12 protein-coding genes are annotated in these 13,384 nt (G+C 72.6%); 6 read left to right on the top strand and 6 right to left on the bottom strand.

All coding sequences use genetic code 11. The features are described from left to right. Positions 1-16: 16 nt before the first annotated feature. From IEZ07_RS02860 to IEZ07_RS02845, 4 genes are all read right to left on the bottom strand, one after another. On the bottom strand, positions 17-2,212 hold the full coding sequence (locus tag IEZ07_RS02860) for a terpene synthase family protein (RefSeq protein ID WP_191893304.1): 2,196 nt from the start codon (positions 2,210-2,212) through the stop codon (positions 17-19). After that, complete coding sequence (locus IEZ07_RS02855) at positions 2,212-3,630, bottom strand: family 2B encapsulin nanocompartment shell protein (protein ID WP_191893303.1); 1,419 nt, start codon at positions 3,628-3,630, stop codon at positions 2,212-2,214. The genes IEZ07_RS02860 and IEZ07_RS02855 overlap by 1 nt, the downstream gene beginning before the upstream one ends. Before the next feature lie 213 nt (positions 3,631-3,843). Beyond that, a complete protein-coding gene (locus tag IEZ07_RS02850; RefSeq protein ID WP_068894052.1) occupies positions 3,844-4,917 on the bottom strand; it encodes a polyprenyl synthetase family protein in 1,074 nt (357 codons plus the stop codon). A 315-nt stretch (positions 4,918-5,232) separates the two neighbouring features. Beyond that, positions 5,233-6,168 carry a sulfite exporter TauE/SafE family protein gene (locus IEZ07_RS02845; RefSeq protein ID WP_191893302.1) on the bottom strand — a complete coding sequence of 312 codons (936 nt, stop codon included), beginning with the start codon at positions 6,166-6,168 and terminating at the stop codon, positions 5,233-5,235. Positions 6,169-6,236: 68 nt separating this feature from the next. Between IEZ07_RS02845 and dhaK the strand changes: the two genes are divergently transcribed. The 4 genes from dhaK (at position 6,237) to IEZ07_RS02825 (ending at position 9,068) form a co-directional block, all read left to right on the top strand. Next, complete coding sequence (gene dhaK, locus IEZ07_RS02840) at positions 6,237-7,229, top strand: dihydroxyacetone kinase subunit DhaK (RefSeq protein ID WP_191893301.1); 993 nt, start codon at positions 6,237-6,239, stop codon at positions 7,227-7,229. Between the two features lie 104 nt (positions 7,230-7,333). Further along, on the top strand, positions 7,334-7,966 hold the full coding sequence (dhaL, locus tag IEZ07_RS02835; RefSeq protein WP_239319365.1) for a dihydroxyacetone kinase subunit DhaL: 633 nt from the start codon (positions 7,334-7,336) through the stop codon (positions 7,964-7,966). After that, the gene (locus IEZ07_RS02830) at positions 7,960-8,331 is read left to right on the top strand and encodes a PTS-dependent dihydroxyacetone kinase phosphotransferase subunit DhaM (protein WP_068894055.1); all 372 of its coding nucleotides are present in this window, start codon (positions 7,960-7,962) and stop codon (positions 8,329-8,331) included. Before dhaL ends, IEZ07_RS02830 begins: the two co-directional genes overlap by 7 nt. Before the next feature lie 188 nt (positions 8,332-8,519). Further along, on the top strand, positions 8,520-9,068 hold the full coding sequence (locus IEZ07_RS02825; RefSeq protein ID WP_191893299.1) for a DUF421 domain-containing protein: 549 nt from the start codon (positions 8,520-8,522) through the stop codon (positions 9,066-9,068). A 123-nt stretch (positions 9,069-9,191) separates the two neighbouring features. Here IEZ07_RS02825 and IEZ07_RS02820 read toward each other — a convergent pair whose 3' ends face one another. Together IEZ07_RS02820 and IEZ07_RS02815 are read right to left on the bottom strand one after the other, a co-directional pair. After that, a complete protein-coding gene (locus IEZ07_RS02820; protein WP_191893298.1) occupies positions 9,192-10,001 on the bottom strand; it encodes a hypothetical protein in 810 nt (269 codons plus the stop codon). 154 nt (positions 10,002-10,155) lie between these two features. Next, a complete protein-coding gene (locus tag IEZ07_RS02815; RefSeq protein WP_191893297.1) occupies positions 10,156-10,410 on the bottom strand; it encodes a Smr/MutS family protein in 255 nt (84 codons plus the stop codon). Between the two features lie 125 nt (positions 10,411-10,535). Here IEZ07_RS02815 and IEZ07_RS02810 point away from each other — a divergent pair, with 125 nt between their 5' ends. Beyond that, positions 10,536-12,095 (top strand): ABC transporter substrate-binding protein, encoded by a 1,560-nt coding sequence (locus IEZ07_RS02810; protein ID WP_191893296.1) that lies wholly within the window; start codon positions 10,536-10,538, stop codon positions 12,093-12,095. Then, complete coding sequence (locus tag IEZ07_RS02805; RefSeq protein ID WP_191893295.1) at positions 12,092-13,246, top strand: ABC transporter permease; 1,155 nt, start codon at positions 12,092-12,094, stop codon at positions 13,244-13,246. The genes IEZ07_RS02810 and IEZ07_RS02805 overlap by 4 nt, the downstream gene beginning before the upstream one ends. Positions 13,247-13,384: the final 138 nt, after the last annotated feature.

The raw sequence follows: 13,384 nt of genomic DNA, 5'->3' as shown, positions 1-13,384 counted from the left end.
TCTCCGCCTCCCGCGCTCACCGGATGCCCACCGGTCCGGCCGGGACGCGGACCTCCGCGGCCGGTCCCGGCGGGGCGAGCCGGGCCGTGGCGGTGCCGAGGCCGGTGGGGCCCTGGGTCCAGCGGACCGGCGCGGAACGGGCCGGCGCGCGGCCCGGGTAGCGCCGGGTGCGCTGGTGCCAGCGCACGATGGCGGCCATCCAGTCCTGCAGCTCGGTCACGTAGCCGGCGACCGACTCGCGGAGCGTGTCGCCGGCCTCGACCCGCTCCAGCAGGGCGGGCAGGTCGACGGCGGTGATGTGCTCGAACTGCTTCATCCGGGAGGTCAGCAGGGCGTCGACGATCGCGACGCCCTGCTGCGGGTCGCAGTCGAAGAAGGTCTGCACGACCAGGACGGCGTTGTGCAGCTCGCCTTCGAACTGGATCTCCTTTCGGTAGGAGAACAGGTCGTTGACCAGGCAGGCGTAGTCCTGGGCGGCGTCGGCCATGCCGAGGAACTCGCGGGTCCGGTACAGCCCGGCGGGGATGTGCCGTCCGGGGGCGAGCCGGGCCAGGCTCATCGTCATGTCGGAGCCGAAGGTCCTGCGGCGCATCTCGAGGTAGTCGATCGGGTCGGGGACGCGGTTCTGGGCGTGGCCCGCCAGCTCCCAGATCCAGCTGTCGAGCATGTCCTCGACCGCGGTGCGGAAGGCGCGCCGCGACTCCGCCGGCATCGGCCCGGCGGTGCGCGGCCACAGATCTGCCAGGCCGCGCTCGACCGGGTTGGCCGGGGCCGGGGCCGGGGACAGGTCGACCGGCATGAACCGCCGCAGCCGCCGGTTGGCGAGCTTCGCGCCGGTCAGGTCCCGGGCCGCGCCGAAGACCCGGGGGTAGTAGTCGTCGCCGTAGGTGCCCCAGGCCAGCCAATTGGTCGCCAGGACGAGCCCGTCCGCCGAGGCGTCGGGGTCGATGCCCGAGGCGCACAGGGCGAGGTCGAACCCGACGAGCTCGCTCTCGCTCCAGACCGCCGTCTCCGGGATGCCGGGGAGGGCGTCGAAGAACCCCATCTCGGCGCACCAGGCCACGTCGGCGGTCCGGGCCGTCTCCAGGTGTGGGTTGTCCCGCACCTGGAATGGCATGTACGGCTGCGGCAGCCGTACCGAGACCTCGGTGAAGGGGGCGCGGGTGTGGTTGCGCAGCCCGCCGGGACCGGTCAGGTGGGCGCGCGAGACGTTCATGCCGAGGGGCCCGGACGGACGGACGGCCCTGGTGTAGCGGCTGGAGGCGGTGTGCCAGGCGTGTCCGCCGGCCTGCCAGTCCTGCAGCCCTCCGACGTAGCGCAGGACGCGTCCCTGCTCCTCGGGTGGGACGCCCTCGTCGGTGAAGAGCTGCGGGAGCTCGGTCAGCGCGGTGTGCTCGAACTGGTGCAGCCGCGAGGTGAGCAGGTCGTTGGTGATCTGCACGGCCTGCCGGGTGTCGCAGCCGAAGAAGCGCTCGCAGACCAGGACGCAGTTGGACAGCTCGCCCTCCTGCCGGACCTCGCGCTCGTAGGAGAACAGGTCGTTGCGCAGGTGCACGGCGTCGGCGAACGACTCGGTCAGCACCCGGACCGGCCTGCTCGCGGCGAGCCGGGCAGGCAGCTCGGCCCCCGCCGCGTGCTCGACGAGGGCGGCCGACCACGGGGCGCCGCCGACCTTGCGGCGCTCCTCGATGTACTCGATCGGGTTGGAGACGGCGTCGCGCTCGATGTGGAACAGCTCCCACATCGACTCCTGGGTCAGGTCGCGGGTGACCCGGACGAACCGCCGCCGCCAGGACGGCGACATGGCGGGCACGGTGCGCGGCCACAGGTCGGCCAGGCCGCGCTCGACCGGGTTGGCCGGTTCGGGCGGATCGTCGGCCATGAAGGCGTCGAGCCGGTCGAGATAGGCCTGCGCGCCCTTGAGGTCCCTGCTCCTCTTGAAGGTCTCCAGGAAGTGGTCGTCGAAGTAGAAGACCCAGACGTACCAGTCGGTGATCAGGTCCAGCTCGGCGGCCGGGCAGTCGGGATGGGTGTAGGCGCACATCAGCCCGTAGTCCATGGCCTCCAGCCGCGGCGCGTCCCAGATGTCCGGGTCGTCGAGCATGCCCATGTCCGCCGCCCAGGCGCGGGTGTGCGCGCGGGCGGTCTCCAGGTGCGGGTTGAGCCTGGGGGGATGAGGCAGGTAGAAGTCCGGCAGTTCGTAGGAGGGCATCAGGCCACCTCGACGCTCTCCAGGATGCCGAGGGCGTCGGGCACCAGCACGGCCGCCGAGTAGTAGGCGGTCACCAGGTAGGAGATGATCGCGTGCTCGTCGATGCCCATGAACCGCACCGACAGCCCCGGTTCGTACTCGTCCACCAGCCCGGTACGGCGCAGCCCCACGACGCCCTGGTCCTTCTCGCCCAGGCGCATCACCATGATCGAGGTCAGGCCGCCGTCACTGATCGGGATCTTGTTGCAGGGCAGCATCGGCACGCCCCGCCACGCGGGCGCCTTCTGCCCGCCGATGTCCACGCTCTGCGGGTTGATGCCCCGGCTGTTGCACTGGCGGGCGAACGCGGCGATCGCCTTGGGGTGGGCGAACAGGACGGCCGGGTTCTTCCAGACGGTGGCGAGCAGGTCGTCGAGGTCGTCGGGGGTGGGCGGCCCGGAGCGGGTGTGGATGCGCTGCTTGAGGTCGGCGTTGTGCAGCAGCCCGAACTCGCGGTTGTTGACCAGCTCGTGCTCCTGCCGCTCCCGCAGCGCCTCGATCGTCAGCCGCAACTGCTGCTCGGTCTGGTTCATCGGCTCGTTGTACAGGTCGGCCACCCGGGTGTGCACCCGCAGCACCGTCTGCGCCACACTCAGCTCGTACTCGCGCGGGGCGAGCTCGTAGTCGACGAACGTGCCCGGCAGCACCGGCTCGCCCCGGTGGCCCGCCGTCAGCGCGATCTCCGCCTCCCCGTAGGCGTTCCGCGGCCGGTCGGGGTCCTCCTGGGAGCGCTGGACGTGCGCGTGCAGGCTCTCCGAGCGCGCGGCGAGCCGTTCGTAGGCCTCCCGGGGCAGGGCGAGCACCGTGCAGGCGGTGGTCGCCCTGACCGTGTGCTCCCAGGTCGCGTCCGCGCTCACCAGCGCCTGCTCCCCGAAGTAGTCGCCGTCGGCGAGCACGCCCAGCAGCGCCTCGCCGCCGTAGGGCCCCTCGCCCAGCTTGCCGACCTTTCCGTGGGCCAGCAGGAAGACCTCGTCCACCGGGGTGCCCGCCTCCGCGATCACCTGGCCGGGGTCGTACTCCCGCTGGACGAACAGGTCCGCGAGGCTCGCCAGCACGTCGGCGTCGCCGTACCCGCGCAGTGCGGGGAGCTCGCACAGCTCGGCGGCGATGACCCTGACCTGGGCGCCGGTGGAGACGAAGGTCACCCGGCCGTCGGCGATCTGGTAGGTCAGCCGCCGGTTGACCCGGTAGGCGCCGCCGACGGCCTCCACCCACGGCAGCAGGCGCAGCAGGTGCCGCGAGGTGATCGCCTGCATCTGCGGCGGGGTCTTGGTCGTCGTGGCCAGGTTGCGCGCGGCCCGGGTGCCCAGGCTGAGGCGGTTCTCGTGGGGCTCGCCGGCGTCGCCGCGGGAGTCGGTGGAGATCACAGGTTCGGTCATGGCGCACGTCACCCATCTGTGTTCGGCCGGTGGCCGGTTGCCGGGGGAATCGGTCCCGCTCCGGTGAGCGGGGCTCAGCGGGCGGAGAGGTACGGCGGGCAGGAGGAAAGCCGGACGGACGGATCGGAGGGAAAGCCGGGCGTGCCGGCGGGAGATCCGGCGGGCCGGGGCCGCCGGCGCAGCGGCACGGGGCGCGGCGTCCCGTGCCGCCCTCTACACGACCCGGTGGGCCAGGCGGTCGACCAGCAGCGCCAGCGCCTCGCAGGTCGGTGCGGGGATCACACCGTCCCGCAGCACGCCGAGCGCCTGGTCGGCACGCTGGGCGATCAGTGATTCGACGTGGGCGAGCGCCCCGGTGTCCACGATGATCTCGCGGAGCGCGTCCGCGCTCCGCTCGTCCAGCCCGGGTGCTCCGTACCAGGTGCGGAGCCGGTCGCGCTGCGGACCCCGGGCGCGGGCGAACGCGTGCGCGATCAGCACGGTCCGCTTCCCCTCCCGCAGGTCGTCGATGACCGGCTTGCCGGTCACCGCGGTGTCGCCGAAGACCCCCAGGATGTCGTCGCGCAGCTGGAACGCCTCTCCCAGCGGCAGCCCGAACCGGGAGTAGGCCTCCAGCAGGGGAGGGTCGGCTCCGGCGAGCACCCCGCCGATCTGCAGCGGGCGCTCGACGGTGTACTTGGCGGTCTTGTAGTGCACCACCCGCAGGGCCTTCTCGACGTTCGCCTCCTCGCCCATGCCCGCCAGGATGTCGAGGTACTGTCCGGAGATCACTTCCAGGCGCATCCGGCTGAACAGCATCCGGGCCGCGTGCGTGCGGGCCTGGCCCACCTCGACGCCGGTCAGCAGCTCGTCCGCCCAGGCCTGGGCGAGCACGCCCAGCAGGATCGCCGCGGAGCCGCCGAACGCCTGGGCACCGGGCGGCCGGGCGGAGCCGGCGAGGCTGCGGTGCAGCGCCGGGCGGCCCCGGCGCGTGTCGCTGCCGTCCATGACGTCGTCGTGGACGAGCAGGCCGGCGTGGCAGAGTTCCAGCGCCGCACCCGCGTCGATCACGGGCGCGTCCTGGTCCCCGCCTCCGGCCCCGTGCCATCCCCAGTAGCACAGGATGGGCCGGATCCGCTTTCCGCCCGCGACCACGAACTCGCGCAGCTGCCGGTATCCCTCGATCACATCCGGGTCGTCCACCGGGGAGAGATGCGCATCCAGGAACCGGATCAGCCTGGCGTCCACCTTCCGCCGCACCTGATCGATGGCTTTCGAGATCGGCGTCTCCGCGATCTCCGTCGTCATAGATGGCCCTTCGATGACGGACAGGATTACAAAGAGGAAGTTACGCCATGACAACGAGAATGCAAATACCCATTTTAAAAATCGCGGTTTTTACAGAAAGTGCAGATCGCCGCGCATATAAAACCATACGAGGTCGATATCACCTCGTAGGCGATCCGTCCCGTCAAGAAGCCGGGTCGATGGATCCAGGGCCTCCTTCTTTTTCACGAAGAATTTCCGAAGAGACACCTGAAAACGTTAATAATTCACAATGAGCAGAAATGCGGGAAAATGTCCATTCGGTGCGGATCGGAGCCCGACATCCGTTCCGGGGACTCAGACCCGGTAGGTCTCCACACCGAGCTTGACCGCGACGACCAGGCCGCAGGCGGCGGCGACGAACCGGAGCGACTGCCCGGGCAGCCGCCGGGCGACCGCCGGGCCGATCCAGCCGCCGGCCAGGAAGCCCGCGGCGAGCGGTACGGCGGCCGCCCACTGGACCGGCCCGAAGAGCGCGAACCCGAGGGCGGCCACCGCGTTGGCGAGTGCGGAGACCACGTTCTTGACGGCGTTGACCTTGACCGCGGACTGGTGGAGCACGGTGCTGAGCACCGCGAACATGAGGATTCCCCCGGCCGCCCCGAAGTAGCCGACGTAGACCGCGACCGCGAACAGCGCCACCCGCGCGGCCCGGCCGTGCTCCGCCACCGCGTTCCCGCCGGGTCCGCCGGGTCCACCGCCCTCGCCGGATGCGCCGCCCCCGCCCTGTCCTCCGCTCCCCGTGCCGCCCCCGCCCGATCCGGCAGGCGTGCCCGGTCCGTCCGATCCGCCCCGCTCACGCGGCCCGCCTGCCCGCGGCGGGCGGAGCAGCAGAAGGGAGGCGCCCGCGATGAGCCAGGGCGCGACCGCCTCGAAGGCCCGGGGCGGGGTCGTCAGCAGCAGCGCGGCGCCCGCCGCCCCGCCCAGCGCGGTGACCCACCCCAGGCGCAGCACCCGTCCGCCCTGGCCCGCGAGCTCGGGCCGCGACCCGGCCGCCGCCCCCAGGCCGGTGAAGACGAGCGCCACGGTGTTGGTGACGTTCGCGCTCAGCGGGGACAGGCCGAACGCCAGCAGCGCCGGATAGGAGATCACGGACGCCAGGCTCACCACCGTGCTGACCACGCCGGCCACCACCCCCACCCCGGCCAGCCCGAGCACCTCCCCGACGATCACATCCGCCACCCAACCACACGGCCGCCACCGGGCCGCCACCGGTGCACGGACGACGTCCATGACCCGGTGGCGGGCGCGACCGGCCGATCACGCTTGCCCCCGCCCCGCGGAGGGGAGATGTTCTGAATGTGAAGAAGCTCATCAACGACCCCGGAACGGTCGTCCCGGACGCGCTGCGCGGGCTCGCCGCCGCGCATCCGCGACTCCGGGTTGACCTGGAGAACCGGATCGTCCTGCGCGCCTCGGGACCGCGCCCCGGCAAGGTCGGGCTGGTCTCCGGCGGAGGCTCCGGACATGAGCCGCTGCACGGCGGCTTCGTCGGGTACGGCATGCTCGACGCGGCCTGCCCCGGCGAGGTCTTCACCTCCCCGGTCCCCGACCAGGTGGTCCAGGCCAGCACCGCCGTGGACGGCGGCGCCGGGGTGCTGCACGTGGTGAAGAACTACACCGGGGACGTGCTCAACTTCCGGATGGCCGCCGAGCTCTGCGCCGAGGAGGGCGTGGAGGTGGCGAGCGTGCTCGTGGACGACGACGTGGCGGTGCGCGACTCGCTGCACACGGCGGGCCGCCGGGGCACCGGGGCGACGCTCTTCGTGGAGAAGGTCGCCGGAGCGCTGGCCGAGACCGGTGCCCCGCTCGCCGAGGTGACCCGGGTCGCCCGCGAGGTCGTCGGGCGGAGCCGCTCCTTCGGCGTCGCGCTGAGCGCCTGCACCGTACCCGCGGCGGGCGGACCCTCCTTCGACCTGGGCGAGACCGAGGCCGAGTTCGGCGTCGGCATCCACGGCGAGCCCGGCCGCTCCCGCGAGGCCGTACGCGACGCCCGGGGCCTGGTCTCCGTCGCGCTGGACGCGATCTGCGCGGACATGCCGGTCTCCGGTGACGTCCTCGTCCTGTTGAACGGCATGGGCGCGACCCCGCTGATCGAGCTCCACATCGCCTTCGCCGAAGTCGTGGACCAGTTGGCGGGCAGAGGCGCGCGGGTCGCCCGCAGCCTCGTCGGGAACTACGTGACCAGCCTGGACATGCAGGGCTTCTCCGTCACGATCTGCCGGCTCACCGAGGAGCTCACCCGGCTCTGGGACGCCCCGGTCGAGACCCCCGCCCTGCGCTGGGGGCGCTGATGGCCCCGGAACCGCCCGGAACACCGGGGACACCGGAAAGCCCGGGGACGCCGGAGCCGCCGGGGACACCGGGAGGCTCAGCGGCACCGAGGACGCAGGGGGCGGTGCTCGACGCGGGGTTCTTCGCCGCCTGGGTCGAGGAGGCCGCCCGCTCCGTCCTGGCCGGGAAGGACCGGCTCACCCGGCTCGACACCGCGATCGGCGACGGCGACCACGGGACGAACCTCGACCGGGGCCTCACCGCCGCCGTCCAGGCCCTGGCCGACCACCGGCCCGCGACTCCCGGAGCGCTGCTCGTCCTGGTGGGGGGCACGCTCATCCGCAGGGTCGGCGGAGCCTCCGGCCCGCTGTACGGCACGGCCTTCCGGGAGGCGGGCAAGGCGCTGGGCGAGGAGCCCGAGGTCTCCCCCGGTGCTCTCGCCGGCGCGTTGGAGGCCGCCGTGGACGGGGTGCGGAGTCTGGGGTCGGCGGCGGAGGGGGACAAGACCATGGTCGATGCGCTCGCCCCGGCGGTCAGGGCGCTGGCGCAGGCCGTACGGGAGGGGCGGGACGTCCGGGAGGCGCTGGACGCCGCGGCGGCCGCGGCGAGGGGCGGGGCGGAGGCGACCGTCCCGATGCAGGCGCGCAAGGGCCGGGCCAGTTACCTCGGGCCGCGCAGCGTCGGCCACGAGGACCCGGGCGCCGCCTCGGCCGCGCTCCTGGTGGAGGCGCTCCGTACGGTGGCCGCACGTTGGTAGGCATCGTGCTGGTCTCCCACAGCGGGCCGCTGGCCGCCGAGGTCGCGGCGCTGGCGGCGGGGATCTGCGGCGCCGGTTCCCCGCCGGTGCCGGCCGGGGGCACCGAGGACGGCGGGCTGGGCACCAGCGCCGACCTGGTCGCGGCGGCGATCGAGCGGGCCGACGAGGGCGACGGGGTGCTCCTCATCCCCGACCTGGGCGGCTCGGTGCTGACCGCCCGGCTGTTCGAAGGGCCCGGGATCGTGGTCGCCGACGTGCCGTTCGTGGAGGGCGCGATCGCGGCGGCCGTCGCGGCGAGCGCGGGCGGCTCGCTGGAGGCCGTGCTCGCCGCGGCCGAGGAGGCGCGGACCTTCCGCAAACGCTGAGGTGACGGGCCGGGCGCCGCCTCGCGGATCATCCCGGGCCCGCCTCTCCCGGCCGGAAGGCGCATGGTGACATCCCGCCCGTATCCGGCGTCTGCCGTTACCCGCCGGCGGGAATTCACATCCGGTTCGCGGAGCACGCCCGTCTCGGCGGAGACGGTGATCGAGCGTGACGGCAGGAGAGCCGAGCGATGTGGTTGGAGCTGACCTGGACAGAGGCGATCACGGTCGTCGTGTCCACCGTCTGCGTCTACGTGGCCTTCCTCGTCCTCGTCAAACTCGTCGGGCAGCGGGCGCTGTCGGCCATGTCGAGCTTCGACTTCGCCTCCCTGATCGCGCTCGGCGCGGTCATGGGCCGCACCGCCCTGGGCCCTTCCCCCACCCTGCCCGCCGGTCTGCTCGGCATGGTCACCCTCTTCGCCCTGCAGACGACGTTCGGGCTCATCCGCCGCAACAGGCGGCTGGACCACTCGCTGAACACCCTTCCGCTGCTGCTCATGGTCAACGGCACCGTCCTGCACGACAACCTGCGCAAGGCCCAGATCGTCGAGGACGAGCTGCGGCAGAAGCTGCGGCTCGCAGCCGTCCACCGATACGACGACGTCGCGGTCGTGATCCTAGAACGGACCGGTGCGGTCAGTGTGCTCCGGCGAGGCGAGACCATCGACCCCGAACTCGTCTCCGACGTGCGCGGACGAGAACTGCTGGCCGCCGAGCACCTGCAGCGCCGCCCCGCGTGAGTACCGGACGGGACGATCGGGTCGGCGGGCCCTCCGGGACCGCTTCCGCCCTACCGCGAAGGCCGCACGACACCGCAGCCCACACGGACCCTGCGAGTTCAACCGGAGTGCGCCCTCCGGGTATCAGGCCTTGACGGCGGTGAACAACAGGGGCGTGTGCACACCCTGGCGGGCTGCGACTTCGGACAGGAGGCCGGCCAGCCATCCCACGGCGTCCAGTGACCACTCCGCCAGGGCGCCGTGAAAGGCGGCCCGATGCTTGGAAGGCCCAGGCCACGCGTCGTCCCAGACGGCAGGCTCCAGGACCGGCGCGTCCTGTTCTGTTCCGGCGGCGGAACTCATCAGGAAGGCGTCCTGCCGTAATTCCTGCATGTACTCCCGCATGTGGGGCGCTGCGGTGATAATGGCCGGATCCTGTCCGCTGTCGAGGGTCACCCAGACGTGCGTGCTTCTGCTCGGCGGACCATCGGTCAGCCAGCCAGCGCCCTGCAGAAGCACTCCAAGGGCTTCGACGGAAGAGTGCCGGGCCGGGTCGCCCAGATTCGGCAGGGGCAGCAGCAGTTGCACGGCCTTGAGGTTCAGCCTCCCCATGCGGGCCATCACATCATCGATGCAGTTCAGGAACGCCTGAGTCGGCAGCGGGCGCTCCGGGTGCAGCGGATGGGTGACCTGAACCTGAAACCACGCGATCTGTGGCAGCCACGCACTCGGGTCCTCGGGCCGCCCCGCATCGTTCATCGCCCAGCCGCCCTGCGGGGCGCATCCATGGGCCGGTGTGAGCCATCCCAACGCCTCCGACCTGGCGTAGAAGAGTCCGTACGCATCGGCGGCTGCCGATGGGTCCCGCCAGGGGTGCGGTTCCAGCTCACCGTGCAGCACCGCCAACATCGGACCCTCGAGTGGGAAATCGGCAGGCCCGGTCCATGCGCCCATGTCGTCCTCCTCGCCACCTGCACCCGTCCGATGCCCAACGCCGCCGACCGCGCCCGCAGGGCCGTGGACGCCTTCTCTCCGGCCGGGCCGTGTGCCCCGATGCGCCGCAGGCAAGATCAGCAGGGGTACACGACCTGATCAGAGCGTCGCTGCCCTACTTGTACCGGAAGTAGACGAACAGGCGGCCGTGGTTCTTGGCGTCCTTGTCGATGCGGTGGTACAGGGCCTTGATCTCCTTCTGGTCCAGGAAGCGCAGGACCTTCTTCTTGAGCTGACCCGACCCCTTCCCGGGGATGATCTCGACCTCGGTCGCCCGCTTCCTGATGGCCTCGTCGATGATCTCCCGCAGCGCTTTGTCGATCTCCCCGCCCCTGTTGTAGATGGGGTGCAGATCCAGCTTGAGCTTCAAACGGGCCTCCCGGGCGTCGCGTCCGGCCAGTCTACGCGCGGCGACCCCATGCATCTATTTCTCAGTTGCAAGTGATTCGCAACAAGGCTACTGTCGGGGCGCTCCACCGACCCCGGGAGGGATACATGAGGCTGGCCCGGCGCCTGGCCGCCCTGTTCGTGACGTCCGGCCTGCTGGCCGGCGCCTGCTCGGCCCCCTCCGCCGGTCCGGCCGCGCCCTCCGACGGCACGTTCGTGATCGGCCTCGGCTCCGAGTTCGACACCCTCAGTCCGGTGATGGGCTACGCCCCCGACGGCGGTTCCCTCATCTACGAGGGGTTGATGAGCCGGGGGACCGACCTGTCGCTCACCCCCGCGGTCGCCGCCGCCCCGCCGACCGTCTCGGCGGACGGCCTGACCGTCTCCTTCACCCTCCGCGACGGACTGAGGTTCCACGACGGCAGGCCCGTGACCGGCGCCGACGTCGAATACACCTACGAGGCCGTGCTGGACGGGGCCAACAACTCCCCGATCCGGGGCGACTACGCCGCGATCGAGAAGGTGGACGCCCCCGACCCGCGGACCGTCGTGTTCACTCTCGCCCACCCCTACGCCCCGCTGGCCCAGCGCGCCACCCTGGGCATCGTGCCCGCCGGAGACCCGCTGACCGGCGACCGGCCCGTCGGCTCGGGACCGTACCGGTTCGTCTCCAGGACGCCCGGGGACAAGATCGTGCTGGAGGCGAACCGGGACTACCGGACGGGCCCGCCCGCCCTCGCCCGGCTGGTGCTGGCCTTCGCCGAGGACGACAACGTCCGTGCGACGCGGATGTCCGCCGGGGAGTTCGACGCCGCGATCCTGCCGCCCAAGGCCGCCGCCCGGTTCGAGGGGCAGCCGGGCGTCACGGTGCACAAGGTGCCCAGTGCCGACTACCGGGGCATCATGTTCCCCCTCGGCCGTCCGGTCACCGGCGACCGGACGGTCCGCCGCGCGCTCGGCCTGGCCGTCGACCGCCAGGCGATGGTGGACGTCGTCCTCGCCGGAGCGGGCGCCCCCGCCTTCGGTCCCGTCTCCCCCGACACCACCTGGCACAACCCGGCGGTGACCGGTGCCCCGGCAGGTGACCCCGAGGCCGCGCGCCGGCTCCTGCAGGAGGGCGGCTGGATCCCCGGCGAGGACGGCGTCCGGGTCAAGGACGGGGTCCGCGCCGCGTTCACGCTGATGTATCCGGCGGGCGACTCCCTGCGCAAGGAGCTGGCGCTGGCGGTGGCCTCCGACGCCAGGGCGATCGGGGTGGACGTCCGGCTCGCCGGGCTCGACTGGGACGCGATCGAGCCGCGCATGTCCACCGATGCCCTGATCATGGGATACGGCAGCCCGTACGATCCCGACTACGTCAACTACGAGCTGTTCCACAGCTCTTATGCGCGCCGGGGCTTCTTCAACCCGGGCGGCTACGACGACCCCGAGGTGGACCGGCTTCTGGAGACCGGACGGCGGTCCGGGGACCCGGCGGTCCGGCGGCAGGCCTACCTGGACTTCCAGAAGATCGTCCATGACGAGGAGGTCTGGACCTACCTGGTCTTCCTCAAGCACGTCTACGTCGTCCGCGGCGCGTACGAGGGCGTACGGCCCGGCGTGGACGCCCACGAGCACGCCACCGGCGGCCTGTTCCGCGACATCCACACCTGGAAGCCGGCCGCATGAGACCCGCACCGGACACCGGCGGCACGCTCCCCGCCCCGGACCGCGGCCGGCCGGGCCTCGGCCCCACGGCTCCCGGCACGCCGCCCGGCCCCGAGACCGGCCCCGAGAGCGGCGGCGTGAAGCGGGCGGCCCCCGGCACGCGCCCGCCCCGCCGCCCGTCCGACGGGCTCGGCCGCGCGATCGCCCGCCTGGTGGCCTGGCGGGCGGCGTTCGCCGCACCGCTGCTGCTGGCGGTGACGGCCGGCATGTTCGCCCTGGCCAAGGCCTCCCCCTTCGACCCGGTCCGGCAGTACCTCGGGGACCGGGCGGTGGTCACCGATCCGGTCGTGGCCGAGCGGATCCGGGCGAACTGGGGCCTCGACCGGCCGGTCCTGGAGCAGTACGCCACGTGGCTCGGCAACCTCCTCCGGGGCGACCTGGGCGACTCGCGGTCGCTGCACCTGCCGGTCGGCCAGGTGATCGCCGAGCGGCTGCCGTGGACACTGCTCGCCACCTCGGCGGCGATCGTGCTGATGCTGGCCGGGAGCCTCGTCGCCGGGACGGTCGCCGCCCGGCGGCGCGGATCCCTGCTGGACCGGCTCATCACCGGAGGCGCGCTGGCGAACGAGGCGGCCCCGGTGTTCTGGCTCGGCCTCCTGGCGATCTCGGTCTTCTCGGTGCGGCTGGGCTGGCTGCCGGCCGGCGGCCTGACCGACGCCGCCTCCGCCACCGTGGAGTTCGGCGACCTGGCCGCGCACATGGTGCTCCCCGTCACGGTGCTGGCGGTCTCCCAGTCGTCCTGGCTCGTGCTGTACGTCCGCGAATCGGTCGTCGGCGTCCTGCGGGAGGACTTCGTCACCGGCGCCCGCGCCCGCGGCCTGCGGGAGCGGACGGTGCTCGTCCGGCACGCGCTCCGCTCGGCGCTGCTGCCCTTCCTCACCCTCCTGGGCGCGCGGATCCCGGAGCTGGTCACCGGCGCGATCCTGGTGGAGACCGTCTTCTCCTGGCCGGGCGTCGCCTCGGCCTCGGTGCAGGCGGCCCTCGCCGTGGACTTCCCGCTGCTCGCCGCGCTCACCCTGCTCGGCACCCTGGCCGTGGTGGGCGGCAACCTCCTCGCCGACATCGCCTACACGATCGCCGATCCCCGCGTGCGCACCCTGGGAGTGGGCTGACATGACCGCCGCCGTCCCCCCGCAGTCACCGGCTCCCCCGGTGCGGTCGTCGGCCCCGGCACCGGATCCGGCGTCCCCCGCGTCCTCGGTGTCGCCGGAGTCCCCCGCGTCCTCGGCATCCTCACCATCCTCGGTGTC

Source organism: Planomonospora parontospora, from assembly GCA_014647935.1.
GTDB lineage: Bacteria > Actinomycetota > Actinomycetes > Streptosporangiales > Streptosporangiaceae > Planomonospora > Planomonospora parontospora.
Note: the sequence above shows the minus strand (reverse complement) of the source record. Positions and strands in the feature narration are given on the sequence as shown.

Coding starts and splice junctions, on each gene's coding strand:
- IEZ07_RS02860 (WP_191893304.1), bottom strand. CDS start 2,212: ATGCCCTCCTACGAACTGCCGGACTTCTACCTGCCTCATCCCCCCAGG.
- IEZ07_RS02855 (WP_191893303.1), bottom strand. CDS start 3,630: ATGACCGAACCTGTGATCTCCACCGACTCCCGCGGCGACGCCGGCGAG.
- IEZ07_RS02850 (WP_068894052.1), bottom strand. CDS start 4,917: ATGACGACGGAGATCGCGGAGACGCCGATCTCGAAAGCCATCGATCAG.
- IEZ07_RS02845 (WP_191893302.1), bottom strand. CDS start 6,168: ATGGACGTCGTCCGTGCACCGGTGGCGGCCCGGTGGCGGCCGTGTGGT.
- IEZ07_RS02825 (WP_191893299.1), top strand. CDS start 8,520: ATGTGGTTGGAGCTGACCTGGACAGAGGCGATCACGGTCGTCGTGTCC.
- IEZ07_RS02820 (WP_191893298.1), bottom strand. CDS start 10,001: ATGGGCGCATGGACCGGGCCTGCCGATTTCCCACTCGAGGGTCCGATG.
- IEZ07_RS02810 (WP_191893296.1), top strand. CDS start 10,536: ATGAGGCTGGCCCGGCGCCTGGCCGCCCTGTTCGTGACGTCCGGCCTG.
- IEZ07_RS02805 (WP_191893295.1), top strand. CDS start 12,092: ATGAGACCCGCACCGGACACCGGCGGCACGCTCCCCGCCCCGGACCGC.